The 25,220-nt window shown below is 63.0% G+C and carries 21 protein-coding genes, 1 tRNA gene and 1 pseudogene; 12 read left to right on the top strand and 11 right to left on the bottom strand.

What is annotated here, in order from left to right:
• Positions 1 to 139: 139 nt before the first annotated feature.
• Positions 140 to 1,336 carry a kynureninase gene (gene kynU, locus Q7J44_RS18000; protein WP_304882286.1) on the bottom strand — a complete coding sequence of 399 codons (1,197 nt, stop codon included), beginning with the start codon at positions 1,334 to 1,336 and terminating at the stop codon, positions 140 to 142.
• A gap of 170 nt (positions 1,337 to 1,506) precedes the next feature.
• Here kynU and Q7J44_RS17995 point away from each other — a divergent pair, with 170 nt between their 5' ends.
• The 4 genes from Q7J44_RS17995 to Q7J44_RS17980 all read left to right on the top strand — a co-directional run bounded on the left by Q7J44_RS17995 (position 1,507) and on the right by Q7J44_RS17980 (position 6,576).
• Complete coding sequence (locus Q7J44_RS17995; protein ID WP_304882284.1) at positions 1,507 to 1,980, top strand: isoprenylcysteine carboxylmethyltransferase family protein; 474 nt, start codon at positions 1,507 to 1,509, stop codon at positions 1,978 to 1,980.
• A gap of 119 nt (positions 1,981 to 2,099) precedes the next feature.
• Positions 2,100 to 3,677 carry a Re/Si-specific NAD(P)(+) transhydrogenase subunit alpha gene (locus Q7J44_RS17990; protein WP_304882282.1) on the top strand — a complete coding sequence of 526 codons (1,578 nt, stop codon included), beginning with the start codon at positions 2,100 to 2,102 and terminating at the stop codon, positions 3,675 to 3,677.
• A 13-nt stretch (positions 3,678 to 3,690) separates the two neighbouring features.
• Positions 3,691 to 5,124, top strand: a complete 1,434-nt coding sequence (locus Q7J44_RS17985; RefSeq protein ID WP_304882280.1) for an NAD(P)(+) transhydrogenase (Re/Si-specific) subunit beta — start codon at positions 3,691 to 3,693, stop codon at positions 5,122 to 5,124.
• Positions 5,125 to 5,292: 168 nt separating this feature from the next.
• Positions 5,293 to 6,576: a DUF3422 family protein gene (locus Q7J44_RS17980; RefSeq protein ID WP_304882278.1), complete on the top strand. Its 1,284-nt coding sequence runs from the start codon at positions 5,293 to 5,295 to the stop codon at positions 6,574 to 6,576.
• Between the two features lie 190 nt (positions 6,577 to 6,766).
• Here Q7J44_RS17980 and Q7J44_RS17975 read toward each other — a convergent pair whose 3' ends face one another.
• From Q7J44_RS17975 to Q7J44_RS17950, 6 genes are all read right to left on the bottom strand, one after another.
• The gene (locus tag Q7J44_RS17975; protein WP_304882276.1) at positions 6,767 to 7,753 is read right to left on the bottom strand and encodes an ABC transporter substrate-binding protein; all 987 of its coding nucleotides are present in this window, start codon (positions 7,751 to 7,753) and stop codon (positions 6,767 to 6,769) included.
• Positions 7,754 to 7,802: 49 nt separating this feature from the next.
• Entirely contained in the window at positions 7,803 to 8,648 is an 846-nt protein-coding gene (locus Q7J44_RS17970) for an ABC transporter permease (protein ID WP_304882274.1), read from the bottom strand.
• Positions 8,645 to 9,511 (bottom strand): ABC transporter permease, encoded by an 867-nt coding sequence (locus tag Q7J44_RS17965; RefSeq protein ID WP_304882272.1) that lies wholly within the window; start codon positions 9,509 to 9,511, stop codon positions 8,645 to 8,647. The genes Q7J44_RS17970 and Q7J44_RS17965 overlap by 4 nt, the downstream gene beginning before the upstream one ends.
• Before the next feature lie 95 nt (positions 9,512 to 9,606).
• Entirely contained in the window at positions 9,607 to 10,404 is a 798-nt protein-coding gene (locus Q7J44_RS17960) for an ABC transporter ATP-binding protein (RefSeq protein ID WP_304882270.1), read from the bottom strand.
• Between the two features lie 5 nt (positions 10,405 to 10,409).
• Positions 10,410 to 11,864 (bottom strand): dihydropyrimidinase, encoded by a 1,455-nt coding sequence (gene hydA / locus Q7J44_RS17955; protein ID WP_304882268.1) that lies wholly within the window; start codon positions 11,862 to 11,864, stop codon positions 10,410 to 10,412.
• Positions 11,865 to 11,934: 70 nt separating this feature from the next.
• Positions 11,935 to 13,185, bottom strand: a complete 1,251-nt coding sequence (locus tag Q7J44_RS17950) for a Zn-dependent hydrolase (protein ID WP_304882266.1) — start codon at positions 13,183 to 13,185, stop codon at positions 11,935 to 11,937.
• A 125-nt stretch (positions 13,186 to 13,310) separates the two neighbouring features.
• On the opposite strand from Q7J44_RS17950, the gene Q7J44_RS17945 reads away from it, so the two are divergent.
• Positions 13,311 to 13,958: a TetR/AcrR family transcriptional regulator gene (locus tag Q7J44_RS17945; protein WP_304882264.1), complete on the top strand. Its 648-nt coding sequence runs from the start codon at positions 13,311 to 13,313 to the stop codon at positions 13,956 to 13,958.
• 7 nt (positions 13,959 to 13,965) lie between these two features.
• On the opposite strand, the gene epmA is transcribed toward Q7J44_RS17945, so the two are convergent.
• Positions 13,966 to 15,006 (bottom strand): EF-P lysine aminoacylase EpmA, encoded by a 1,041-nt coding sequence (gene epmA / locus Q7J44_RS17940; RefSeq protein ID WP_304882263.1) that lies wholly within the window; start codon positions 15,004 to 15,006, stop codon positions 13,966 to 13,968.
• A gap of 125 nt (positions 15,007 to 15,131) precedes the next feature.
• Between epmA and efp the strand changes: the two genes are divergently transcribed.
• Positions 15,132 to 15,698 (top strand): elongation factor P, encoded by a 567-nt coding sequence (gene efp / locus Q7J44_RS17935; RefSeq protein WP_304882261.1) that lies wholly within the window; start codon positions 15,132 to 15,134, stop codon positions 15,696 to 15,698.
• 86 nt (positions 15,699 to 15,784) lie between these two features.
• On the opposite strand, the gene Q7J44_RS17930 is transcribed toward efp, so the two are convergent.
• On the bottom strand, positions 15,785 to 18,415 hold the full coding sequence (locus Q7J44_RS17930; RefSeq protein WP_304882259.1) for a methyl-accepting chemotaxis protein: 2,631 nt from the start codon (positions 18,413 to 18,415) through the stop codon (positions 15,785 to 15,787).
• Positions 18,416 to 18,463: 48 nt separating this feature from the next.
• Positions 18,464 to 19,045 (bottom strand): PDC sensor domain-containing protein, encoded by a 582-nt coding sequence (locus Q7J44_RS17925; protein WP_304882257.1) that lies wholly within the window; start codon positions 19,043 to 19,045, stop codon positions 18,464 to 18,466.
• A gap of 201 nt (positions 19,046 to 19,246) precedes the next feature.
• On the opposite strand from Q7J44_RS17925, the gene tgt reads away from it, so the two are divergent.
• The 6 genes and pseudogenes from tgt to Q7J44_RS23350 all read left to right on the top strand — a co-directional run.
• Positions 19,247 to 20,377 carry a tRNA guanosine(34) transglycosylase Tgt gene (gene tgt / locus Q7J44_RS17920; protein ID WP_304882256.1) on the top strand — a complete coding sequence of 377 codons (1,131 nt, stop codon included), beginning with the start codon at positions 19,247 to 19,249 and terminating at the stop codon, positions 20,375 to 20,377.
• A gap of 147 nt (positions 20,378 to 20,524) precedes the next feature.
• Complete coding sequence (locus Q7J44_RS17915) at positions 20,525 to 21,115, top strand: hypothetical protein (protein ID WP_304882254.1); 591 nt, start codon at positions 20,525 to 20,527, stop codon at positions 21,113 to 21,115.
• Between the two features lie 271 nt (positions 21,116 to 21,386).
• Entirely contained in the window at positions 21,387 to 23,795 is a 2,409-nt protein-coding gene (lon, locus tag Q7J44_RS17910; RefSeq protein ID WP_304882252.1) for an endopeptidase La, read from the top strand.
• Positions 23,796 to 23,973: 178 nt separating this feature from the next.
• Positions 23,974 to 24,399 carry an HU family DNA-binding protein gene (locus tag Q7J44_RS17905; RefSeq protein ID WP_304882250.1) on the top strand — a complete coding sequence of 142 codons (426 nt, stop codon included), beginning with the start codon at positions 23,974 to 23,976 and terminating at the stop codon, positions 24,397 to 24,399.
• A 12-nt stretch (positions 24,400 to 24,411) separates the two neighbouring features.
• Positions 24,412 to 24,486: transfer RNA gene (locus Q7J44_RS17900), tRNA-Val, on the top strand.
• A gap of 77 nt (positions 24,487 to 24,563) precedes the next feature.
• Positions 24,564 to 24,743 (top strand): annotated as a pseudogene (locus Q7J44_RS23350) (DUF6538 domain-containing protein); the annotation flags it as partial.
• A 375-nt stretch (positions 24,744 to 25,118) separates the two neighbouring features.
• On the opposite strand, the gene Q7J44_RS23345 reads toward Q7J44_RS23350, so the two are convergent.
• Positions 25,119 to 25,220, bottom strand: a 102-nt coding sequence (locus Q7J44_RS23345; protein ID WP_370692967.1) for an IS3 family transposase, incomplete at its 5' end; no start/stop codon positions are given.

The raw sequence follows: 25,220 nt of genomic DNA, 5'->3' as shown, positions 1-25,220 counted from the left end.
AACCGAAGACGCAAACCCCGGCAATATGGCGATAAACTTATCCGAGGTCGCGGCAGAGGTCAAAGCCCCTGCGCGGACAGTTGCCAATTCACCCTTCCGCTCGCGAAACTGTGATTTCAGGCGCGTGCGGGCAGGCAGATCATGTCACCCTGGCGCGGGTTCTGAACTGCGGCTGATCCCAGGACCGGCTGGCCATGATCTGCGCCAGTATCGCCACCGCGCCCTGCACATCGGCGTCCGACGTGTACAGCGGCGTAAAGCCAAAGCGCAGGATATCGGGCGCGCGGAAATCACCGATCACCCCTTGGGCGATCAGCGCCTGCATGATGGCATAGCCCTCGGCATGGCGGAAGCTGACCTGCGATCCGCGTGCAGCCGCCTCGCGCGGCGAGGCAAGCGTCAGGTCGGGGCAGGCGGCCTCGACCCCCGCGATGAACGCTTCGCACAGATCAACCGAGCGCGTGCGCAGATCGTGCATGTCCACGTCATCCCAGATGTCCAGACTGGCCTCAAGGGCTGCCAGTTGCAGGATCGGCGGGGTGCCCACCCGCATCCGCTCAATCCCCGCGCCGGGGCGGTAGTGCAGGTCAAAGGCAAAGGGCGCGGCGTGCCCCAGCCAGCCCGACAGCGCCGGGCGCACCACATCCTGATGCCGGGGCGCCACATAGATGAACGCCGGGCCGCCGGGGCCGGAGTTGAGGTATTTATAGGTGCAGCCCACCGCAAAATCGGCGCGGCACGCCGCCAGATCGACCGGCAAGGCCCCCGCCGAATGCGCCAGATCCCAGACCGTGATCACACCCTGCGCGCGCGCCATCGCGGTCAGTGTGGCCATGTCATGCTTGCGTCCCGTGCGGTAATCCACTTCCGTCAGCATCAGCACCGCCACCTCTTCTGTGATCGCCTGCGCGACATCTTCGGGCGCGACCGTCACCAGACGGTACTCGGCCCCCAGCGTGCGGCACAGCCCTTCGGCCATATACAGGTCTGACGGGAAATTGCCGGTATCGGACAGAATCACCCGGCGCTGCGGGGAAAGCTCCAGCGCCGAGGCAAGCGCCTGATAGACCTTGATCGACAGCGTATCGCCCAGCACCACCGACCCGGGCTCTGCCCCGATCAGCCGCCCGATGCGGTCGCCCAGCCGCGTCGGCTGGTCCATCCAGCCCGCCGCATTCCAGCCCCGGATCAGCATCTCGCCCCATTCATCCGTCACACAGGCGGCAACCCGCGCCGCAGCGGCGCGCGGCAAAGGCCCCAGCGAATTGCCGTCCAGATAGATCACGCCCTGCGGCAGGTGGAACCGGGCGCGGGTGGCGGCGAAATCGGTGGGCATCGGCTGACCTTTCTGGTGTCTGTGGCAGTCATCTTGCGCAGATGTGCGTTCTTTTTTGCCCGCCGACAATGGCGAAACCCGCGCGACATGACCGCCGCGCAACCGCCCTTCCGTGTTGCCTTTGCGACAAGAGTGCAGATAGTCGCAGGACACACCGACCGGAGAGCGCCATGCCAAAGACCCTGTCCCGATGGATCGACCTGCCGCCGGTCTGGCTGGCGCTGTGCATCGGCGCGGTCTGGGGGTTTGATCAGCTGATGCCCTGGGGCCTGTTCGGCCCGGCGGGGCCGGGGGTTGGGGCGGTGCTGATGCTGGCGGGGCTGGCCCTGCTGGCCGGGGCGGCGGGGCAGATGCTGGCCGCGCGCACCACCGTTATACCGCGCGGGCAGCCGCGTGTGCTGATGACGGGCGGGCTGTTTGCCTGGTCGCGCAACCCGATCTATCTGGCCGATGCGCTGATCCTGTCAGGTGCCATCCTGTGGTGGGATGTGCCGGTGGCGGTGCCCCTGGTGTTCGGCTTCATGTTCCTGATTCAGCACCGCTTCATCCTGCGCGAAGAAACCGTGCTAAGGGCAACCTTCGGCCCAGAATTTGACCATTGGGCCGCCCGCACCGGGCGCTGGTTTGGTCGCAGTTTGCGATAGAAATGCCGCAAATGAGCAGAAGTCTATGAAATAATCTTGCGCGGTGCTAATTGGATCGCAATAGAGAACCGGACCTGCGCGCATCGCGCGGCGCTGACCTGAACATCGGGGGAGATACTGTGAAGATCGGGGCACCGAAAGAGATATTCGACGGCGAGAATCGTGTCGCCATGACACCGGAATCGGCACTTCAGCTGATCAAGCTGGGCCATACCTGTGTGATTCAGGCTGGGGCAGGGGCGAAGGCCGGATTTTCCGACGCCACCTATGCCACTGCCGGGGTCGAGGTCGTGCCAACGGCACAGGCACTGTATGACGCGGCGGATGTCGTGGTCAAAGTGCGCGGACCCGAGGCGGAAGAGGCAAGGCTGCTGAAATCGGGCCAGACGCTGATTTCCTTCTTCTGGCCCGCCCAGAACCCCGACTTGCTGGCGCAGATCGCCGGGCAGGGGGCCACTGCGATTGCCATGGATATGGTGCCCCGCATCAGCCGCGCGCAGAAAATGGACGCGCTGTCGTCGATGGCCAATATCGCGGGCTACCGCGCGGTGATCGAGGCTGGCAACAACTTTGGCCGCTTTTTCACCGGGCAGGTGACGGCGGCGGGAAAGGTGCCCCCGGCCAAGGTGCTGATCGTCGGTGCCGGTGTGGCGGGCCTTGCCGCAATCGGCACGGCGACCAGCCTTGGGGCCATCGTGCTGGCCTTTGACGTGCGGCCCGAAGTGGCCGAACAGATCGAATCGATGGGCGCGAATTTCGTGTTTCTGGAATTTGACGCATCGGAACTGCCCGATGGTGCGGCCACCGGCGGTTATGCCGCCCCGTCGAGCCCCGCCTTTGCCGCCAAGCAGCTGGCCAAGTTCCGCGAACTCGCGCCAGAGATGGACATCGTCATCACCACCGCCCTGATCCCGGGGCGCCCCGCGCCCAAGCTGTGGACGGCGGATATGGTTGCGATGATGAAACCCGGTTCGGTGGTCATCGATTTGGCCGCCGAACGCGGCGGCAACTGTGACCTGACGGTGCCGGATCAGAAGATCGTCAGCGACAATGGCGTGACAATCGTCGGCTATACCGATTTCCCCAGCCGGATGGCGGCGCAGTCCTCCACGCTTTATTCCAACAATATCCGTCACATGCTGGCCGATCTGACACCAAAGAAAGACGGTGTGATCGCGCATAACATGGACGATGACGTGATCCGTGGTGCCACCGTCACCCATCAGGGCGCGGTGACCTATCCGCCACCACCGCCCAAAATCGCGGCAATCGCCGCCGCCAAGCCAAAGCCCAAAGCGGTGGAACTGACCCCGGTGGAAAAACGCGCGCAAGAGGTTGCCGCGTTCAAGACCCAGACCCGCAATCAGGTCGGGCTGCTGGCCATCGGCGCAATCCTGCTGCTGGCCCTCGGCCTCGTGGCCCCGGCCAGCTTCATGCAGCACTTCATCGTCTTCGTGCTGGCGGTCTTCGTCGGCTTCCAGGTGATCTGGAACGTCTCGCACAGCCTGCACACGCCGTTGATGGCGATCACCAACGCAATCTCGTCGATCATCATCCTCGGCGCGCTGATGCAGATCGGCTCTGGCTCCTGGCTGGTGATGCTGCTGGCAGCGCTTTCGATTTTCATGGCCGGAATCAATATCTTCGGCGGCTTCCTTGTCACCCGGCGCATGCTTGCCATGTTCCAGAAATCGTAAGGGAGGAGGCAAGATGGAATACGGATTCACCACGGCCGCCTATGTTGTTGCGGCCATTCTGTTCATCCTGTCGCTGGGCGGTCTGTCCGGGCAGGAAAGCGCCAAGCGCGCGGTCTGGTACGGCATTGTCGGCATGGCCTTGGCAATTGTCGCCACCCTGATGGGGCCGGGCGCGGGCAACTGGTTTGCCTCGCTGGTCATGATCGCCATCGGCGGCGGCATCGGTTATGTCGTGGCACAACGGGTGCAGATGACCGAAATGCCGCAGCTTGTGGCGGCGATGCACTCGCTTGTCGGCCTCGCGGCAGTTTTCGTCGGCTTCAACGCCGATCTGGAACTGAGCCGCGTGCTGGCGATGGAACCCGCCGCGCGGGTGGGGCTGGAAGGCTTTGCCGCGCTGCTGGCCAAGAAAACCGCCGTCGAACTCTCGATCCTGCGGGTTGAGGTCTTCCTCGGCGTCTTCATCGGGGCGGTGACCTTTACCGGCTCGGTCGTGGCCTTTGGCAAGCTGGCGGGCAAGGTGGATACCACCGCCAAGAAACTGCCGGGCGGGCATATGCTGAACGCGGGCGCGGCGCTGGGGTCGGTGATCCTTGGCGTCGTCTACTTCAACGATGGCGGAATCCTCGCGCTGATCGCGATGACGCTGCTGGCGTTTTTCATCGGCTATCACCTGATCATGGGCATCGGCGGCGCCGACATGCCGGTGGTGGTGTCGATGCTGAACAGCTATTCCGGCTGGGCGGCGGCGGCGATTGGCTTCTCGCTTGGCAATGACCTCCTCATCGTGGTCGGCGCGCTGGTCGGCTCTTCCGGCGCGATCCTGAGCTATATCATGTGCAAGGCAATGAACCGCTCGTTCATTTCTGTGATCCTTGGCGGCTTTGGCGGCTCCTCCGGCCCGCAGATGGAAGTCACCGGCGAACAGATTGCCATCGATACTGAAGGCGTCGCAGCCGCGCTGAACGATGCCGACAGCATCATCATCATCCCCGGATACGGCATGGCGGTGGCGCAGGCGCAGCAATCGGTGTCGGAACTGACCCGCAAGCTGCGCGCTAAGGGCAAGACCGTGCGCTTTGCCATCCACCCGGTGGCGGGGCGTCTGCCCGGCCACATGAACGTGCTCTTGGCCGAGGCCAAGGTGCCCTACGACATCGTGCTGGAAATGGACGAAATCAACGACGATTTCCCCACCACCGACGTGGCCATCGTGATCGGCAGCAATGACATCGTGAACCCCGCCGCACAGGAAGACCCCAACAGCCCCATCGCCGGCATGCCGGTGCTGGAATGCTGGAAGGCGAAACAGGTGTTTGTGTCCAAACGCGGGCAGGGCACCGGCTATTCCGGCATCGAGAACCCGCTGTTCTACAAGGACAACACCCGGATGTTCTATGGCGATGCGAAAAAGTCGCTCGACGCGCTCTTGCCGCTGATCGACTGACCGCCCGATTCACGGCGAAACCTGCGCAAAGGCCCCGGCACATGCCTGGGCCTTTGGCATTCGCGCAACAGACCTGCGGCATACCCCGGTATTCCGGCAATTCCCTTTCCCCGAATGCCGTGCGCGCCCTAAGTCAGCCCATACACCTCTTTGTCCCGGGCCCTCCGCATGACCACATTCGCCGACCACCCGCAGCGCTATACCATCGTGAACGAGCTGCACGCGCGGCCCTTTCCCGCCATCGAGGTGCCGGGCACCGCGGTCTATCTGGCGATCAAGGAACCCGACGATGCCGCCAACCGCGACCGCACCCGTGACCGCCGCCATCTGCTGGACCTTCTGGACCGCAACGGCGGTGCCCATCCGCAGCCCGAGGCCACGCATTTCTTTGGCGAAATCGGCCGCAACCAGCTGAAATGGGAAAGCCATACCGAATTCGTGACCTATTCGGTGTTCGGCAAAGGCGTGGCCAGCCGCCCGTTTGACCCGGCAGAGGCGGCGGTGTTCCCCGAAGACTGGCTGGCGCAGGCCCCGGGCAAGCGGCTGTGTTCAGTGCTGATCCGTATCGAGCATATGCCCGAGGATGAATCCGAGGCGCTGGCGCGGCTGGAGGACTGGTTCGTCGGCGAAAGCCTTGCCGTGTCCAAAGTGGTGGATGGCGCGGCGCTGGTTGCGGGCGATTTCCGCATCGATGCGGCGGGCCATATGCGCTTTGCGGTCTTCGTGCGGCCGGGCACCTCACAGCGCCGGGTCGGCCGCATCGTGCAGCGGCTGTGCGAGGTGGAAACCTACCGCGCCATGTCGATGCTGGCCTTGCCCCGGGTGCGGCACCTGAACGCGCGGCTCAACACGCTCGACCCGCGCCTGTCGGGTCTGGTCTCTGCGCTTGATGGAACCGAGCGCAGCGCGGAACTGATGCTGCACGATCTGCTGGCGATTTCGGCAGAACTGGAAAGCCTGTCGGTGAAATACACCTTCCGCTTCGGCGCGACGGCGGCCTATGAGGCAATCGTGAACCAGCGGATCGAGGTGATGCGCGAGATCCGCCTGGGCGGTCGCCAGACCTTCGCCGAATTCATGATGCGCCGCTATGATCCGGCAATGCGCACGGTGAAATCATCGGAAAGCCGGCTGCGCAGCATGGCCGAACGCGCCGCCCGCGCCGCCGAACTGCTCAGCACCCGGGTCGATGTCGACCGCTCGGCCCAGAACCAGAAGCTGCTGGAATCGATGGACCGCCGCGCTGATGTGCAACTGCGCCTGCAGCGCACGGTCGAGGGGCTGTCGACGGTCGCGATCAGCTATTACGCGATCAATCTGGCCAGCTATGTGATCTATCCGGCGACCGAGGCCGCAGGCGTGTCAAAGGGCATGGGCCTTGCGGTGCTGACGCCAGTGGTTCTGCTGGGCGTCTGGCTGATGGTGCGCCGGATCCGCCATCATCTGGACTGACGGCACCGGCGGCAAATGTCGGATGCGCTCCGCGCGGGAGTATTTGGGAAAGGTGCAAATCACAGGGGCGTGCCTCTGTTGGCTTGCACCTTTGGAAAATACTCCGGGGTCTGGGGGCTGGCCCCCAGTCCGCAGAAGCCAAAGGTGGCACCGCCCGGTTTTCCCGGGCGCTGCCTTTGCAAAAGCGCGCTTATTCCAGCGCGAGGTCCGTCACCGCATGGGTCCAGGCCATGCCTTCCGGTGCCTTGGTGATCGCCGGGTTGTCGGGCGACACGGCGGCGAGCAGGGTGGCCACGGTTTCCTCATAAGCGGCCGGGTCCAGCTTGCCATCGCTGCCCGCGGTCAGCTTGGCGACTTCCGACATCATGTATTGCTGATGCTCCAGCCGCTGCGCACCGGAGTCGTCATTGTCGACGATGATCTGCGCCGCCTCATCCGGATTGGCTTCGGCGTATTTCCAGCCCTTCATCGAGGCGCGCACGAACTTTGCCATGGTCTCGACAAAGGCCGGGTCGGCCAGCCGGTCTTCCAGCACGTAAAGCCCGTCTTCCAGCACACCCACGCCTTCATCGGCATAGGTGAAGGTCACCAGCTGATCCTCTGCGATCCCTGCGTCGATCACCTGACCGTATTCGTTATACGACATCACCGAGATGCAGTCGGCCTGCTTTTGCAGCAGCGCATCGACGTTGAAGGCCTGTTTCAGCACCGTGACGCCACCCTCGGACCCGTCGGTCGCAAGACCCAGCTTCGCCATCCAGGCATAAAAAGGGTATTCATTGCCAAAGAACCAGACGCCCAGCGTGCGGCCTGGAAAATCGGCGGTGGTGGTCACGCCCGATTCCTTCAGGCAGGTGAACTTCAGCCCGCCATCGGCAAAGGGTTGCGCGATGTTCACCAGCGGCAAGCCACGCTCCCGCGCGGCAAGCGCTGCCGGCATCCATGTGGTGATGATGTCGGCACCGCCGCCTGCGATCACCTGTTCAGGGGCAATATCGGGGCCGCCCGGTTTGATGGTGACGTTCAGGCCCTCTTCTTCATAAAACCCTTTGTCCTTGGCCACATAGTAACCGGCGAACTGCGCCTGCGTCACCCATTTCAGCTGCAATGTGACGTCTTCGGCCTGCGCTCCGGTGGCAAGGCTGGCCAGAATGGCAGCGCTGAGAAGTTTCTTCATGTGTCGACCTCCGTGTTATGCCCCTCTCGCGGGGGCGGTTTCGCTGTTGTTATTTTCGTTGGCTTGGGTGCCAGAAGGTTAGTCTGGATTCGACCCAGGCAATCAGCCCATAGAGAACCGATCCCGACAGCGCCGCCACAGCAATTGTGGCCCAGACCATATCGAGCGCCAGTTTTCCGACCTCGGTCGAGATCCGGAAGCCCATGCCGGTGACCGGGCTGCCGAAAAACTCGGCAACAATGGCCCCGATCAGCGCCAGCGTGGCGGCGATTTTCAGCCCGTTGAAGATGAAGGGCAGGGCGGCGGGCAGACGCAGTTTCAGCAGGCGCTGGGTATAGGTGGCGGAATAGGTGTCCATCAGGTCACGCTGCAGCCGGTCGCTCGCCTGCAATCCCGCCACCATGTTCACCAGCAGCGGAAAGAACACCATCACCACCACCACCGCCGCCTTTGACTGCCAGTCAAAGCCGAACCACATCACCAGCACGGGCGCGAGGCCGACGATGGGCAGGGCAGAGACGAAGTTGCCCACCGGCAGCAATCCCTTTTGCAGAAAGGGCGAACGATCGATGGCAATGGCGGTGACAAAGGCCGCCACCGTGCCGATGGCAAAACCCGACAGCGCGCCCCGGATCACGGTCTGCACGAAATCGGCCCACAGGACCGGAAGCGACGACAGGATCTTCGGCCCGATCACCGATGGCCCCGGCAGGATGACGGTCGGCACCGCAAAGCCGCGCACCAGCCCTTCCCACAGCACCAGAAGCGTGATGCCGAACAACGCCGCCACCGTGATCTGCCCGGCCCGTGTTGCGCCAAAGCGGCTGGCCGCCAGCCGCACATTCAGCGCCCATGCCGCCAGCCAGAACATAATCGCCCCTATCAGCCAGATCATGCCGGCACCCCCATCCGCGCCCGGGCCATCCGCTCGACCAGCCCGACAATCAGGATCAGCCCACCCGCCAGTATCGCTGCCGCAAACAGCGCCGCCCACATGATCAACGGCTCGCCGAACTGCGATCCGATCAGCATCCGCGCGCCCAACCCCTCAACCGCGCCGGTCGGCAATTCGCCAATGATGGTGCCCACCAGCGCCGCCGCGATCCCCACTTTCAGCGAGGCGAAGAAATAGGGCAGGGACGCCGGCAGCCGCAGTTTGAAAAAGGTCTGCCCCTCGGATGCACCATAGGTCGAGAGCAGGTCCAGCTGCATCTGATCCGGGCTGCGCAGCCCCTTGACCATGCTGACCAGCACCGGAAAGAACGACAGATACGCCGCGATGATGGCTTTCGGCACCTCGCGGTTGTCGATTCCGATCTGGTTGGAAACGGTCAGGATCATCGGGGCCAGTGCCACGATGGGAATGGTCTGGCTGATGATGGCCCAGGGCATCACGCTCAGCTCCATCACCCGGAACCGCACAATGGCCATGGCCAGCGCCACGCCCAGCACAATGCCAAGCGCAAAGCCCATCATCGTGCCGCGCAGCGTGACATAGCCGTGATAGACCAGACTGCGTTTCGAGGTCACGGCCTGCCCGGTCACCCCGTCCCACAAAACCTGTGCCACCTGATGCGGCGGCGGCAGCAGCGGGCGCGCCTGCGCCATGGTCTGCGGGATCACTTCTGCCAGCGTCACGGTGGTGCCGGCGCGGGTCGCCTGATCATAGACCCATGTCGCGTTCATCCAGATCGCGGCCAGATACCACAGCGCGAAGATCGCGCCCAGAACGGTCAGAACCGGCGCGGCCTTACCCATGACCGCCCCCACAGGGCCGCGCACCCACAGCCCTACGTTTACCATACGCAAACCATACGCAGGCCAGACGCAGGCTGGCGGTGGATCTGCGCGGCTCAGTCATCCAGATGCCCCGCCCGCAACCCCTCACGCACCCGGTGGGCAATCTCGATGAACGCGGCGCTGTCGCGGATCTCCAGCGGGCGATCCTTTGGCAGGGGGGAGTCGATGATGTCGGTGATCCGGCCGGGGCGCGGCGACATGACGACGATCTTGGTCGACAGATACACCGCCTCGGGAATCGAATGGGTGACAAAGCCGATGGTCTTGCCGGTCCGCGCCCAGAGCTTGAGCAACTCTTCATTCAGCCGGTCGCGCACGATTTCATCCAACGCGCCAAAGGGTTCATCCATCAGCAGGATATCGGCGTCAAAGGCCAGGGCCCGGGCGATGCTGGCGCGCTGCTGCATGCCACCCGAAAGCTGCCAGGGGAACTTGCCGCCAAAGCCCGACAGCTCCACCAGCTCTAGCACTTTTCGAACACGAGCTTCCTGATCGGCCTTTGAAAACCCCATGATTTCCAGCGGGAGTTTCACATTTCCCGCAATCGTGCGCCACGGATACAAGCCCGCTGCCTGAAACACATAGCCATAGGCGCGGCGCTTTCGCGCCTCATCCGGGGTCAGACCGTTGACCGTCAAAGTGCCCCCGGTGGGGTGTTCAAGCGCTGCGATACAGCGCAGAAATGTGGTCTTGCCACAGCCCGAAGGCCCGATGAAACTGACAAAATCGCCCTTGTTGATGGTCAGGGTCACGTCGCGCAGCGCATGAACCGGGCCGTCGCCGGTCTGAAATGTCAGGTCCAGCCCGCGCGCCTCTATCACCGGCACGCCCGTATGTGTGGTGTCCTTCATGCGGCTCAGACGCCCGTGACCGGCACGCCGGACCGGACCACCGGGCGCGGTGCGGTCAGGTCTTTCCACTGGCTCAGCGCCCGGTTGACCGGGGAACGCGCCTCGCGCGCCACAAACTGGCCATGGCCCTCGCGGCTGGACATGGTGCCTTCGGTCACAGCGACATGGCCACGGGTCAGGGTAAACCGGGGCAGGCCCTTGACCTTTTGCCCCTCGAACACGTTGTAATCAATGGCAGATTGCTGCGCGGCTGCGGTGATGGTCTTCTCTTTCTCCGGGTCCCAGACGATCAGATCGGCATCCGCGCCGACCAGAACCGCGCCCTTTTTCGGATAGCAGTTCAGGATCTTGGCGATATTGGTGCTGGTCACCGCCACAAACTCATTCGGCGTCATCCGCCCGGTGCCCACGCCATGCGTCCACAACATCGGCAAGCGGTCCTCCAACCCCCCGGTGCCATTGGGAATTTTGGAAAAATCCCCCTTGCCAAAGCGTTTCTGCTCGGTGGTAAAGGCGCAATGGTCGGTCGCCACCACCGACAGAGACCCCGACATCAACCCGGCCCAAAGACTGTCCTGATGCGCCTTGTTGCGGAAGGGCGGGCTCATCACCCGCCGCGCGGCATGGTCCCAGTCGGGGTGGAAATATTCCGACTCGTCCAGCGTCAGATGCTGGATCAACGGCTCCCCCCACACCCGCTTGCCCTGCTGCCGCGCCCGGCGGATCGCCTCATGGCTGTCCTCGCAGGACACATGCACAACATAGAGCGGCACACCGGCCATATCGGCGATCATGATGGCGCGGTTGGTCGCCTCCCCCTCCACCTGCGGCGGGCGGGAATAGGCATGCCCCTCCGGCCCGGTATTGCCCTCGGCCAGCAGCTTGGCGGTCAGTTCCGCCACAACATCGCCATTCTCGGCATGGACCATGGCCAGCCCGCCCAGCTCACCAATGCGGCGAAAGCTGGAAAACAGCTCGTCATCATTGACCATCAGCGCGCCTTTGTAGGCCAGAAAGTGCTTGAAGCTGGTGATCCCGGCCTTGACGCTGTCTTCCATCCCCTCCCATACCTTCTCGCCCCACCATGTCACCGCCATGTGGTAGGAGTAATCGCAATGCGCGCGCGTGGATTTGTTGCTCCACACCTTGGCCGCGTCCATCAAGCCCTGACCCTGACCCGGCAGCACGAAATCGACTACCATCGTGGTGCCGCCCGCCAGTGCCGCGCGCGTGCCGCTTTCAAAATCATCCGCCGAATAGGTGCCCATGAAGGGCATTTCCAGATGGGTATGCGGATCAATCCCGCCCGGCATGACATAGCAGCCGGTGGCGTCGAGCACGGTATCACCCACAAGCCCTTGGCCGATCTCGACAATCACGCCGCCTTCGACCAACACATCCGCCGCGTAAGACAGATCCGCCGTCACCACCGTCCCGCCCTTGATCACCGTCGACGCCATCGCTCCGCTCCTCACATTTTCAGTCCAAAAATATCCCGCGGGGGTCCGGGGCAGAGTCCCGGGGCCAGCCTCAGGATACCACCTCAGCCACCTCAAGTACCGCATGCAGCAGCACGTCCGTCCCCGCTGCCGCCCAGTCCGGCGAAATCTCTTCCGCCTCATTATGCGACAGCCCGTCGACACAGGGGCACATGATCATCACCGTCGGGGCCACCCGGTTGATCCAGCAGGCATCATGCCCGGCACCCGAGACGATATCCATGTGGGAATAGCCAAGCTTTTCCGCCGCTTGCCGGACCGTCGTCACCAGCCCGGCATCAAAGGTGACCGGGTCGAAATGGCCGACATCCCCGATCTCACAGCCCAGACCCAGCTCTGCCGCGACCGATTGCGCCGCGCGCATCACCTCGGCCTTCATCGCATCCAGCTTGGCCTGATCGGGGCTGCGGATATCGACGGTGAACACTGCTTTTCCGGGGATCACGTTGCGGGAATTCGGGTACAGATTGCAATGCCCGACCGCCCCCACGGCATTCGGCTGGTGGCTCATCGCAATCTGATGCACCCGTTCGGTGATCCGCGCCATGCCAAGGCCCGCGTTGACCCGCATCGCCATCGGCGTGCTGCCGGTATGGGCATCGCGCCCGGTCAGGGTGATTTCCAGCCACCACAGGCCTTGCCCATGGGTGACCACGCCGACCTGCTTGCCCTCCGCCTCCAGAATCGGGCCTTGCTCGATGTGCAGTTCCAGCATGGCGTGCATCTTGCGTGCGCCAACCGGCTCGTCGCCGACCCAGCCGATGCGGGCCAGCTCGTCGCCGAACGCCTTGCCGTCGGCATCCGTGCGGGCATAGGCGTAATCCTGGCTGTGCATCCCGGCAAAGACGCCAGAGGCCAGCATGGCGGGGGCAAAGCGGGTGCCTTCCTCATTCGTCCAGTTGGTGACCACGATCGGGTGGCGGGTCTTGATCCCCAGATCGTTCATCGTGCGCACCACCTCCAGCGCACCCAGCACGCCCAGCACACCATCGTATTTGCCGCCCGTTGGCTGGGTATCCAGATGGCTGCCCATATAGACGGGCAGGGCCGCGTCGTCAGTGCCTGCACGGGTGGCAAACATATTGCCCATGGTATCCACGCCCATGGTCATTCCGGCAGCCTTGCACCACCCGGCAAACAGGTGGCGGCCTTCGTTATCAGCGTCGGTCAGGGTCTGGCGGTTGTTGCCCCCCGCGATGCCGGGGCCGATTTGCGCCATCTGCATCAGGCTGTCCCACAGCCGTTCGGAATTGATGCGGAGGTTTTCTCCGGGTGCTGGCATCAGCTGGCTCTCCCTGTTTGCGAAGGTGTCTTTGCACCCTTGCCGCGACTCGTTGTCCGACCGTATGGTCAAGCTCAAGCGCACCACAACCTGACCATCCGGTCAACATAATTTCCAACGGGACGATGACACCGAACGCACAAGTTTCGCACATTCCAAGGGCCAAACGCACCGAAATCCGGCGCGAGAATGAGCGTGTGATATTGGATGCGGCAGAAAAGGTGTTTGCCGAAGCAGGCTATGGCGGGGCGACGATGCAGCTGATCGCCGATATGGCCGGGCTGCCCAAGGCCAATCTGCATTACTACTTCCCCACCAAAGAGGCGCTGTACCGGCAGGTGGTGCGCAATATCTTCGAGATCTGGCTGCATGCCGCCGACACCTTTGACGATGCCCCCGGCCCGGTAGAAGGCATCGGCGGCTATATCGAGGCCAAGATGGCGATCTCGCGCCGCCATCCGTTCGGCTCCAAGGTCTGGGCGTCCGAGGTGATGCATGGTGCGCCGGTCATTCAGGATTATCTGGAAACCACGCTGCGCGATTGGACGGAGGGGCGGATGGCGGTGATCCAAGCTTGGGTGGATCAGGGCAAAATGGCCCCGGTCGATCCGCGCCATCTGCTCTATATGCTCTGGGCGATGACCCAGCATTACGCCGATTTCGGCCATCAGATCGAGACGCTGAACGGCGGCAGGCCCCTGAGCGATGCGCAATGGCACGAGGCGACCGAGACGGTGAAAACGGTGATCCTGCGTGGGATCGGCGTGATCTGAGGCGGTGCTACCCCACCGGCACCCAGAGCACATCGTCAATACGCGGGGCGCCGGTGGCCAGCATCACCAGCCGGTCAAAGCCCAAAGCGCAGCCGCTGGCGGGCGGCATATGGGCGAGGGCGGCAAGGAAATCTTCATCCAAAGGGTAGCGCTCGCCATAGATGCGGGCCTTTTCATCCATCTCGGCGGCAAAACGGCGGCGCTGTTCAACGGGGTCGGTCAGCTCGCCAAAGCCATTGGCAAGTTCGACGCCGCAGGCATAAAGCTCAAACCGTTCCGCCTCGCGCGGGTTGTCGGCGCAGGGGCGGGCAAGCGCGGCCTCTGCCACCGGATAACGGTCGAGCAGGGTGGGGCGGCCATGGCCCAGATGCGGCTCGACCTTGTCGGACAGCAGGCGGCTGAAAATGTCAGACCATGTGTCATCCGCCGCCACGCGTACCCCCGTGGCCACCGCCTGACCGGCAAGCGCATCGCGGTCGGCGCTGCCATCGGGGGCCAGCGTGCCCAGCAGATCGACAGACGCGTGGCGTTGCATCGCATCGGCCACCGACAACCGCTCCGGCTCAAGGAACGGGTCGCAGGTGGCATTGCGAAACCGCAAACGCTCCGCCCCCGCCGCCCGTGCGGCCAGCCGCAGGAAAGCGGTACAATCGTGCATCAGCGCCGTATATTCCTGCCCCACCCGGTACCATTCCAGCATACAAAATTCCGGGCTGTGCAGCGCCCCGCGTTCGCGGTTGCGCCAGACATGGGCAAAGGCATGAATCCGCATCTCTCCCGCCGCCAGCAGCTTTTTCATCGCGAATTCCGGGCTGGTGTGCAGATACATGGCGCGCGCGCCGCCATCGTTACCGATGGCTTTGGTGCCAAAGGCGTGCAGGTGGGTCTCATTTCCGGGGCTGGTCTGCAGGCAGGCCGGGTCCACCTCTGTAAAGCCATCCTCCGCCAGATGGCCGCGGATCTGCGCCTGAATCCGGTTGCGCGCCAGCAGCAGCGGCCGGCGGTCGGCGTGGCGGGTGGCGGACCACCAGGTGTCTGAACCGGACATGCTTGGCCCTCTTGCCGTCTTTTTGCGCCCCTTGCGTTGAAATTTGCGTTCAGATGGGGTAGGCGCGCAGTCAATCGGTGCCGGGGCTATCCTTCGGCCGCATAAATCACAAGGAAATCCTGACCGTGAAAGTCATCGCATCCTCGCTGCGTAAGGGCAATGTTGTTGAAATGGATGGCAAGCTCTATGCCGTTCTGAAGGCCGAAAACTTCCACCCCGGCAAAGGCACGCCCACCACCAGCGTCGACATGCGCCGGATTTCGGATGGGGTGAAGGTCGCAGAACGTTGGCGCACCACCGAAATGGTCGAAAAGGCCACGGTGGATGAGCGTGAGTATGATTTCCTGTATGAAGACGGCGAAGGCTATCACTTCATGGAACCCGCGACGTTTGAGCAGATCGCGGTGTCACCGGATGTGATTGGCGATGACAAGGTGTTCCTGACCGATGGCATCAAGGTCTATCTGCGGACCTATGAAGGCGTCTGCATCGCCATCGAACTGCCGCAGCGGGTGATTGTCGAGATTGCCGAGACTGAACCCGTGGTCAAGGGCCAGACGGCATCTTCGTCATACAAGCCCGCGATCTGTTCAAATGGCCTGCGGGTCATGGTGCCGCCGCATATCGGCGCGGGCACGCGGGTGGAGATCAACACCGATGACTATTCCTATGTCGGTCGCGCCAAGGACTGACGAAGCCGCCCATTGGTGCCTGCGCGGTTCTCCGCGCGGGCCGGGTGCATTATGCCGGACCCGGGGTCGGGTCCGGCATTTTTGAGTCAGAAGTCTTCCCAGCTGTCGCGCTCTGCGGCTGCGCCACCTTGTGCCGCACGCGAGGATGCCCGCGCGGGTGGGGTGCGGGAGGACTGGAAGGTGCCCGGGGCAGGTTTGCTTTCTGCCCGGGGCGTGCCCCAGGATTGGGCCGTGCGGCTTGCCATCTGACCAGAGGAAGAGTCGCGCCGGTTGGCGGCGTGCAGGGTAAAGCGCGCGGTGGTTTCGGCCAGGGCACCAGCAGCCCGGTTCAGCGATTGCGACGCAGCAGAGGTTTCTTCAAACATCGCGGCGTTTTGCTGCGTGACCTGATCCAGATGTTTGACGGCGGTGTTCAACTCGGTGATGCCATTGGATTGTTCCTTGGCCGAGCTTGCGATTTCTGACACCAGGCTGTGCACCTCTCCTACTGCGGACTGGATGCCGGTCAGGCTGCGGCCCGCTTCTCCCACCAGGCTGACACCGCGCTTGACCTGATCGGAAGAGGCGGTGATCAGCCCGGCGATTTCGCGGGCGGCCTCGGATGAGCGTTGGGCCAGATCGCGCACTTCCGAGGCGACGACGGCAAAGCCACGCCCCGCTTCGCCTGCGCGGGCGGCTTCGACCCCGGCGTTGAGCGCCAGCAGATTGGTCTGAAACGCGATTTCATCGATCACCGAGGTGATGCGCGAAATCTTGGACGAGCTTTGTTCAATCTCGCCCATCGCCGAGACCGCTTCGCGCACCACACGGCCCGAGGTTTCGGCGTTGAGCTTGGCCTCTTCGACCTTGGCGTTGGCGTGGCGCGCCACTTCGGCGGTGGATTTGACCGATGAGGTCATCTGATCCAGCGCGGCAGAGGTTTCCTCCAGCGTGGCGGCCTGTTGCTCGGTGCGGCGGCTGAGGTTGTCGGCGGCGCTGCTGATATCGCCCACTTCGCCCCGGATGGCGGCCGAGCTTTCGACCACATCGGACATCGCGGCGCGCAGGCGGTCGGTTGCTTCGTTGAAATCGGCGCGCAGGCCTTCGTAGCGTTCATCAAAGCGGTCGCCCAGGGTGGCGGTCAGGTCACCGTTGGACAGTTGGGCAAGGGCTGCGCGCAGCGAATCGACAACCTGGGTCTGGGCCGCTTCCATGACGCGCCGCTGGGTTTCCGCCTCGCGCTGACTGGTCAGTTCGCGGGTGACATCGGTGGCGAGCAGAAGGTAGGACTGCACATTATCCTTGTCATCCTTGACCGGGGTCAGCCTAGTGTTGAGCAAGGCGCTGGTGCCATTGGGCAGCGACAGGCGCAGCAGGCCGTTCTGCGTCTCGCCGGATTTGAGCCGCGCCCAGAGATCACCGGCGGTGGGGTCATCCATCGTAAGGATCGACCGGCAATCCTGCCCGACCACCGACTGTGTTGAGTGCGAGAGCAGGCTGGCAAAGCGGTCATTTGCGGATTCGATGACGCCGTTTCCGGACAGTTCAGCCCGCAATTGCCCGGCATCAATGGCGGTGAGCACGGCGGCGTTGCGACGGTCTTGTGTGGTGACGCGCCATTCGAGCACATAGCCGGTCAGGGTGCCGGCGGCATCGCGGACGGCGGCGACAGAGACCTCAAACATTTCACGGCCGCGGGAAAAGCCGATGCGTTGCGGCAAGCCAGCGGCGGACAGGCCGGACAGGCCGGAAAGTGCGGGGTCCAGGCTGGTGGCGGTGCGGCCCAGCAGGGTGCCGGTGCCCGCCGCCAGATGGGTGGTCATCAGGGTTTGCGCGGCCGCATTGGCGAACAACAGCCGGAAATCGGCGTCGGTGATCATCAGCGCGGCAGAGGCCCCTTCAAACCCCGATCCCTTGAACATGCCCTCCCGCGTGATGTCGACCGAGGCGGCCAGATCGGAACGGAACTTTTCAAGCGCGCGCGATATGTCGCCGATTTCATCCTGAGCGCCCTGGCCCGGCACGTCGATCGCATAGGTCCCGGCGGCGACTTTGCCCACCGCGTCATTCAGGTTGCGCAGCGGGCTAGAGATGAAGCGGCGGAACAGGAGGGCGGCGACGACGAGCATGACAGCAAAGATGACTGCCCCGGTGACAATCCCGTCCAGCGTCGTCGCCGCCACGTTGGCAAGCAGCTTTGCGTTTGACCAGCGGGTGACGACCACCCCGACCACGTCCAAGTCGGCCCCGAAATAGACCGGGTGCGCGGCGATCAGGCCCGTTTGGTCAAACAGAAGCTCTTCTTCATGGGTCGGATCACGGTTTTGCGCGGTCCAGAGGTTGATTTTCGTCAGCAGCTCATTGCCAAGCCTGACGGTGGCATCATCGGGGCTGCCGCTGCCCGGCAGAATGGCTTGCGAGAAAAGGCTGCCATCCATCCGCAGGGTGACAATTTCCAGGAGATCTTCGCCGACCAGATCGAACAGTTCCTGTTCCATCACCTTTGCCGCTTCGGGTTTGTTGAACCGCAAAACCCCGCCGGCGCTGTGCCCGGTCATATTGGTGACGGTTCCCGCCATTTCCTGCAACGCGTCATGCAGCATCGTCGTTTTATCGTGAGTGCTTTTGTAGATCGAGCTTGTGACAACGACTGCGACGGTCAGCGCGGTGATTGCGGTCGCCTTGAGGAAAATCGACCGCAGAAGGAACAGCGTGGAAAGCGAAAAGGTCTTGGGCATCGGGACCATCCTTGGATGCGGCGACAGGAAAAGATCTGGGGGCAGCGTTCAGAGGTGTTCTGCGTTCAGGGCGACGGTGACGGCCCCGATGACCCGGCCATCGACAGGATCGGTCAGCGGAAACGAGATCTGAACCTGAAAGACCTGGCTGCTTTCGTCGAATTCAACATCGCTGATGTGAATCGCGTCGGGGCCCTTGGGAAAGGTTTGCTGAAACTTCGCTTCATCGCCCTGCCAATAATCAGAGGTGGCGTCGGATGCGGCGACGTTGAGGCCGACTGCATCCATCACGAACACCTCGGTGATCTGGCCGCCCGCTTCGGTGACCTGATCGCGCAGAAGCTTTGACGCATCCGTGTTCAGCACCCCGCTGATGGTGGGTTGCAGCGATTTGCCAAGTTCTGCCATCCAGGTTGCGTCCAGCGCATCAATTTCGCTTTGCGTAATGGTGGCGTGGCGCTGGTTCTGCGCCTGCACGGCAGAGATCAGGACCGGGTGGGATGCCCAGGTTTTCAACGCTTCCGAAACAAACTCGCGGGCTTTGGCTTCGGGATAGCCGGAGTCGAGTGCATAAGCGGGCAGGGCAAAGACGGGCAGGGCACAGAGCAGGGTGGCAAGACGGCGCATCATGGTATCCTCCATTTAATCCCGGGTACACGGGCGGTTGAAAGCACTTAACGCCAGCGGGCTTGCCGTCGTCTTAACAGCGCTGCGATTGCTAAAATTCGCACCATTTTTCGGCTTTGCCGTTGCGTGTCACAGACCCGGCCCTTGGATTCCCGCAGGGATCGGGTATTCGGGCCGCTGATCACAGGCAGAATGGGCAGGGCTATGGCGCAGCAGTTCGGATTTACGGTTGAGGCGACCGATGGCAGGGCCCGCAAGGGTGTGATCAGCACCCCGCGCGGCGACATCCGCACGCCCGCCTTCATGCCGGTGGGCACGGCGGCCACGGTCAAGGCGATGCTGCCCGACTCGGTGCGCGCGACGGGGGCCGATATTGTGCTGGGCAACACCTATCACCTGATGCTGCGCCCCACGGCAGAGCGGATTGCGCGTCTGGGGGGGCTGCACCAGTTTATGAACTGGGAGCGCCCGATCCTGACCGATTCCGGCGGGTTTCAGGTGATGAGCCTTGCCTCCCTGCGCAAGCTCACCGAAGAAGGCGTGCGGTTTTCCAGCCATATCGACGGATCCAAACATATGCTGTCGCCCGAACGCAGCATGGAGATTCAAAAGCTGCTGGGCTCTGACATCGTGATGTGTTTCGACGAATGTCCGGCCCTGCCCGCCACGGACGCCGAGGTGGCAAAGTCGATGGCGCTGTCGATGCGCTGGGCGCAACGGTCACGCGATGCCTTTGGCGACCGGCCGGGCCATGCGCTGTTCGGCATCATGCAGGGCGGGGTTACCCGCGCGCTGCGCGAGGAATCGGCAGCTGCGCTTACGGCGATCGGGTTTGATGGCTATGCCGTCGGGGGCCTTGCGGTGGGCGAGGGGCAGGAGGCGATGTTCGGCGTGCTCGACTATGCGCCGGGGTTCCTGCCCGAAGACAAGCCGCGCTATCTGATGGGGGTGGGCAAGCCCGATGACATCGTGGGTGCTGTGGAACGCGGCATCGACATGATGGATTGCGTGCTGCCCTCCCGCTCGGGCCGCACCGGGCAGGCCTGGACCCGGCGCGGGCAGGTCAACATCAAGAACGCGCGCCATATGGATGATCCGCGCCCGCTGGACGAGGATTGCACCTGCCCGGCCTGCCGCAGCTACAGCCGGGCCTATCTGCACCATGTGTTCAAGGCGCAGGAGATGATTTCGGGCATGCTGCTGACCTGGCACAACCTGCATTATTATCAGGAGCTGATGCAGGGCCTGCGCGATGCAATTGCTGCCGGAACGCTTTCAGGGTTTGTCGCGGAGTTTCACGCGCAGCGGGCGATGGGGGATATCGACCCGGTCTGACTGTTTTGACCGGATGGCGGCAAAGCCAGCGGGCTGGCCGCATGCCATGGCATGCAAAAAGTGCTCAAACTGTAAACTTCCACGCGCATTTTTTGCAGGAGGCTGCTAGGATAACGGTGCAGCGCCCTGCAAATACGGACAAGTGGCTTGAAATTTCTGCATTGTTTCTGCGTGGTCGACTCGTCGCTTCGCATCCTCTGGGTAGGCGGGGACTGGGACGATTTTGCCCTGCGCAATGGGGGAACGTCGATCCTTGCCAATGATGTTCTGGCAACCCGGCTGACCGATTACATCACCGACAACGCGACGGCGGGCACGGTTCAGCAAATGGTGGCGGCTGTGATTGACACCCAGGGCAGCCTGCGGATGGATTACCGCTGCGACGGCCCGGAAGAGCTGCGCCGGTTCCGCCTGACGATCAAGCCAATGAAGGATGGCCGGGTGATCATGGTGCACGAGCTGCGCGATGCGATCCGGCTGGACCCGCCGATGGGGGCGTGGAGCTTTGATCCGGCGGCGCAAAGCCGGAAATGTTCGGTCTGCGGTCTGGTGCATGCGCCGGACGGACCGTGGATAGATCCGACCCTGCCCGGCGTCCGGCATCCGCCACTGGTCCGCTATACGGTCTGCCCGTCCTGCATCACCCGGATAGAGCTGGCGATTGCCGGTATTCTGGACGGGGCCGAGGCTGGCGAAGTGGGCGAGCTGATCCTGAAAGCCGGGTTCAGCCGCACCTGAGCCAGCCAGCCGGGGGCATCACAAAGACCTGACCGCACCGCAGAAACGCACCGCAGAACTGCACGCTGACCGTGCGGATCGGACTCGGATTTCGGCTTGCCCGCGCAGGCGGCACGGCGCATCATCCCGGCAAACGGATGGCCTGTCCCGGCCAGACGGCTGCCCTGGTTGACACCCCCCCGCAGACTCCCCAGATAGAGGAGCCAGGGGAAGGTCGGGATGCTGCCGATGGACGGGGCCGTGACCTTCCTGCCGTGATAAGGATAATGAGATGAGCGAGCAACTTTCCACCAGCTACCCGGTTCTGCCGCTGCGCGATATCGTGGTCTTCCCGCATATGATCGTGCCGCTGTTTGTCGGCCGCGAAAAATCCGTGCGGGCGCTGGAAGAGGTGATGCAGGACGACAAGCAGATCCTGCTGTCCAGCCAGATCGATCCCACCGTCGATGACCCGTCGACCGATGGTATCTACCGCGTCGGGGTGCTGGCCAATGTGCTGCAACTGCTGAAATTGCCCGATGGCACCGTGAAGGTGCTTGTTGAGGGCAAGACCCGGGTGAAGATCACCGAATTTGTCGAAAACCCCAGCTTCTTTGAGGCCTCTGCCGCGCCTTTGTCGGAAACCCCCGGCGATGCCTCGGCGGTGGAAGCGATGCTGCGCGCGGTGGCGGATGAGTTTGAGCGCTACGCCAAGATCAAGAAAAACATCCCCGAAGAGGCGCTGTCCGCCGTTTCGGAAACCCGCGAACCTGCACGGCTGGCTGACCTTGTGTCGGGCCATCTGGGGGTGGAAGTCGCCCAGAAACAGGCGCTCTTGGAAACGCTGGATGTGTCCGAGCGGCTGGAAAAGGTCTACGGCCACATGCAGGGCGAAATGAGCGTGCTGCAGGTCGAGAAAAAGATCAAATCGCGCGTCAAGACCCAGATGGAAAAGACGCAGCGCGAATACTACCTGAACGAACAGATGAAGGCGATTCAGCGCGAGCTGGGCGATGGCGAAGAAGGCCAGAACGAGATCGCCGAACTGGAGACGCGGATCGCCGCCACCAAACTGTCGAAAGAGGCCCGCGAAAAGGCCGATGCCGAGGTCAAGAAGCTCAAATCCATGAGCCCGATGAGCGCCGAGGCGACCGTCGTGCGCAACTATCTGGACTGGCTGCTTGGCGTGCCATGGGGCGTGAAATCGCGCGTCAAGAAAGACCTTGGCGCGGCGCAAAAGGTGCTGGATGCCGACCACCACGGGCTGGATAAGGTCAAAGAGCGCATCGTCGAATATCTGGCGGTGCAGGCGCGCTCGACCAAGCTGAAAGGCCCGATCCTGTGCCTTGTCGGCCCTCCGGGCGTGGGCAAAACTTCGCTTGGCCGGTCGGTGGCCAAGGCGACGGGGCGCGAATTCATCCGCATTTCCTTGGGCGGCGTGCGCGACGAGTCTGAAATCCGCGGCCACCGGCGGACCTATATCGGGTCGATGCCGGGCAAGATCATCCAAAGCCTGAAAAAGGCCAAGACCAACAACCCGTTGATCCTGCTGGATGAAATTGACAAGATGGGCCAGGATTTCCGGGGAGATCCGGCAAGTGCCTTGCTGGAGGTGCTGGACCCGGAACAGAACGGCACCTTCGTCGACCACTATCTTGAGGTGGAATACGACCTGTCCAACGTCATGTTCATCACCACAGCCAACAGCTACAACATGCCCGGCCCGCTGATGGACCGGATGGAGATCATTCCGCTGGCCGGCTACACCGAAGATGAAAAACGCGAGATTGCGCGGCAGCACTTGCTGCCCAAGCAGATCGCGGCCAACGGGCTGAAAAAGGGTGAGTTCAGCGTCGATGATGCAGCCCTGACCCATGTGATCCGCTACTACACCCGCGAGGCCGGGGTGCGCAGCCTTGAGCGGGAAATCGCGAAACTCGCCCGCAAGGCGGTGACCGATATCCTGAAGGCCAAGACCAAATCGGTCAGCGTGGATGCCGCCAAGGTCGAAGAATACCTGGGCGTGCAGCGCCATCGCTATGGTCTGGCCGAGCTGGAAGATCAGGTCGGCGTGGTGACAGGCCTGGCATGGACCAGCGTCGGCGGCGATCTGCTGCACATCGAGGCGCTGAAACTGCCCGGCAAAGGGCGGATGAAGACCACCGGCAAGCTGGGCGATGTGATGAAGGAATCCATCGACGCGGCGGCGTCCTATGTCCGCTCGATCAGCCCGCAGATCGGGGTGAAGCCGCCGAAGTTTGAGACGATGGACATTCACGTTCACGTCCCGGACGGGGCCACGCCGAAGGACGGGCCATCGGCCGGTCTGGCGATGGTGACCTCTATCGTGTCGGTCCTGACCGGCATTCCGGTGCGGCGCGACATTGCGATGACGGGTGAGGTGTCCTTGCGCGGCAACGCGATGCCGATCGGCGGGTTGAAAGAAAAACTGCTGGCGGCCCTGCGCGGCGGCATCAAGACCGTGCTGATCCCGCAGGAAAACGAAAAGGATCTGGCCGAGATCCCGGACAATGTGAAACAGGGGCTGAAGATCATCCCCGTCAGCCATGTCCGCGAAGTGCTGGCGGCGGCGCTGGTGCGCCAGCCGGAACCGATCGAATGGGACGAGGCGGCAGAAGAAGCCGCCGCCGCGGCCCGCCGGGCAGGGGAATTGCCTCATCCGGCGCAGACCGCGCATTAAGCGCTGAACTCTGCCACTGACACATCAAAGCGCCCCCGGACGGGGGCGCTTTTTTAGTGCCAGCGGGGCATTTGGCGGATGCCCAGCGGGCTGCGCGCGTTTGTCAGTGACATCCGCATCCGAACATGGCTAATCTGAGACAAAATCAATAGGCACATCTGTCAGACGGGAGTTTTCTATGTCCAGCACGCCCACCGCCAAACCGGGTCCGAAGGGCATTCCTGCGCCAAAACCAAAACTCGCGCCAAAGCCTGCGCAGGCCGCCAACGACATCGCCCCTGCCGTGGAAATGGCCCACGCCAGCGACAGCGGCACAGACCGTGCCGCCGCGCTGAAACTGCGCGAACTGGTCACCCGGGTGACCGAGACGACAGGCGGCAAGAAAAAGGGCGTGAAGGAAATCGTCGAGGCAACCCTGACCGCCCTGGGCGATGCGCTGGCCAAGGGGCAAGAGCTGAACCTGCCGGGCGTGGGCAAGGTGCGGGTGGCAAAATCGGTCGACCGGGAAGGCCGCTCGATGATGACGCTCAAGGTGCGCGGCACCGGAACGCCAAAGCCAAAACAGCCAAAAGAGGCTCTTGCAGAGGTGGACGAAGCCGTCTAAGACGCTGCCATGGGGCGATTAGCTCAGCGGTAGAGCGCTTCGTTCACATCGAAGATGTCAGCGGTTCAAATCCGTTATCGCCCACCATCTATTCCCCAGCAAAATAAAGAAACGCCTTGTTTTGCTGGGGCAATTACGTTCTGCTGTTACAAAACAGGTCTGTTATGGCTGGCGCACAACGTTACCTCTTGAACCGCGATGGTAGATTCTTTGCCCGGCTGGTGGTGCCGAAAGACCTGCGCTGCGTAGTGGGCAAGTCTGAGCTAAGGGCACCTCTTGGCCCCGACCGCAGGACTGCCATCAAGTTGCTGCCCGGCGCGGTGGCACAGCTACAGCACCAGATCGCCCAAGCTGAGCGCAAGGCATCCCCGTCGAACATACCAGCCGCCCCAGCCCGCTATCCATTGGCCCCTGATCAGATCGCACTGAGCCATTACCGCCAGCGCCTTACCTTCGATGATGAACTGCGGAATGACGTTCGGTATTCGACTGGCTCTGTAGACGACATGCACGTGCAGAGCCTGCGCGAGGCGATGGCGGGCAGGTTGAACGACGAAGAACTGTCAGGGCTTAGAGGGACAAGCATAGAGCGCTTTCGCAGGTCCGGGAACCTGACTGCACAGATCGGCTCGGACGAATGGCGCCAGATCGCCCGCGCCCTGTGTGCGGCCGAATATGAAGTGGTCTTGTCACGTATTTGTGCCGCTCCCAGTCCTCGTTTAGGCCACTTGACGTTCGAAGGCCAAGGGGCTTTTGCCTCCCAATGCTGAGTGCCGACGGCGCGGGTTATAGAAGCCGTTGATGTATTGGAAGATGGCGGT

Origin of the sequence: Pseudotabrizicola sp. (assembly GCF_030656345.1) — a bacterium.
Lineage (GTDB): Bacteria > Pseudomonadota > Alphaproteobacteria > Rhodobacterales > Rhodobacteraceae > Pseudotabrizicola.
The sequence above is the reverse complement of the archived record's forward strand: the minus strand, read 5'-3'. Positions and strand labels throughout refer to the sequence as shown.

What these genes read in the sequence shown, in the direction of transcription:
- lon (WP_304882252.1), top strand. Translation starts at nt 21,387, where the DNA reads ATGAGCGAGCAACTTTCCACCAGCTACCCGGTTCTGCCGCTGCGCGAT.
- Q7J44_RS17985 (WP_304882280.1), top strand. Translation starts at nt 3,691, where the DNA reads ATGGAATACGGATTCACCACGGCCGCCTATGTTGTTGCGGCCATTCTG.
- epmA (WP_304882263.1), bottom strand. Translation starts at nt 15,006, where the DNA reads ATGTCCGGTTCAGACACCTGGTGGTCCGCCACCCGCCACGCCGACCGC.
- Q7J44_RS17970 (WP_304882274.1), bottom strand. Translation starts at nt 8,648, where the DNA reads ATGATCTGGCTGATAGGGGCGATTATGTTCTGGCTGGCGGCATGGGCG.
- Q7J44_RS17925 (WP_304882257.1), bottom strand. Translation starts at nt 19,045, where the DNA reads ATGATGCGCCGTCTTGCCACCCTGCTCTGTGCCCTGCCCGTCTTTGCC.
- Q7J44_RS17905 (WP_304882250.1), top strand. Translation starts at nt 23,974, where the DNA reads ATGTCCAGCACGCCCACCGCCAAACCGGGTCCGAAGGGCATTCCTGCG.
- kynU (WP_304882286.1), bottom strand. Translation starts at nt 1,336, where the DNA reads ATGCCCACCGATTTCGCCGCCACCCGCGCCCGGTTCCACCTGCCGCAG.
- Q7J44_RS17930 (WP_304882259.1), bottom strand. Translation starts at nt 18,415, where the DNA reads ATGCCCAAGACCTTTTCGCTTTCCACGCTGTTCCTTCTGCGGTCGATT.
- Q7J44_RS17945 (WP_304882264.1), top strand. Translation starts at nt 13,311, where the DNA reads ATGACACCGAACGCACAAGTTTCGCACATTCCAAGGGCCAAACGCACC.
- Q7J44_RS17960 (WP_304882270.1), bottom strand. Translation starts at nt 10,404, where the DNA reads ATGAAGGACACCACACATACGGGCGTGCCGGTGATAGAGGCGCGCGGG.
- Q7J44_RS17995 (WP_304882284.1), top strand. Translation starts at nt 1,507, where the DNA reads ATGCCAAAGACCCTGTCCCGATGGATCGACCTGCCGCCGGTCTGGCTG.
- Q7J44_RS17975 (WP_304882276.1), bottom strand. Translation starts at nt 7,753, where the DNA reads ATGAAGAAACTTCTCAGCGCTGCCATTCTGGCCAGCCTTGCCACCGGA.
- Q7J44_RS17965 (WP_304882272.1), bottom strand. Translation starts at nt 9,511, where the DNA reads ATGGGTAAGGCCGCGCCGGTTCTGACCGTTCTGGGCGCGATCTTCGCG.
- tgt (WP_304882256.1), top strand. Translation starts at nt 19,247, where the DNA reads ATGGCGCAGCAGTTCGGATTTACGGTTGAGGCGACCGATGGCAGGGCC.
- Q7J44_RS17950 (WP_304882266.1), bottom strand. Translation starts at nt 13,185, where the DNA reads ATGCCAGCACCCGGAGAAAACCTCCGCATCAATTCCGAACGGCTGTGG.
- Q7J44_RS17980 (WP_304882278.1), top strand. Translation starts at nt 5,293, where the DNA reads ATGACCACATTCGCCGACCACCCGCAGCGCTATACCATCGTGAACGAG.
- hydA (WP_304882268.1), bottom strand. Translation starts at nt 11,864, where the DNA reads ATGGCGTCGACGGTGATCAAGGGCGGGACGGTGGTGACGGCGGATCTG.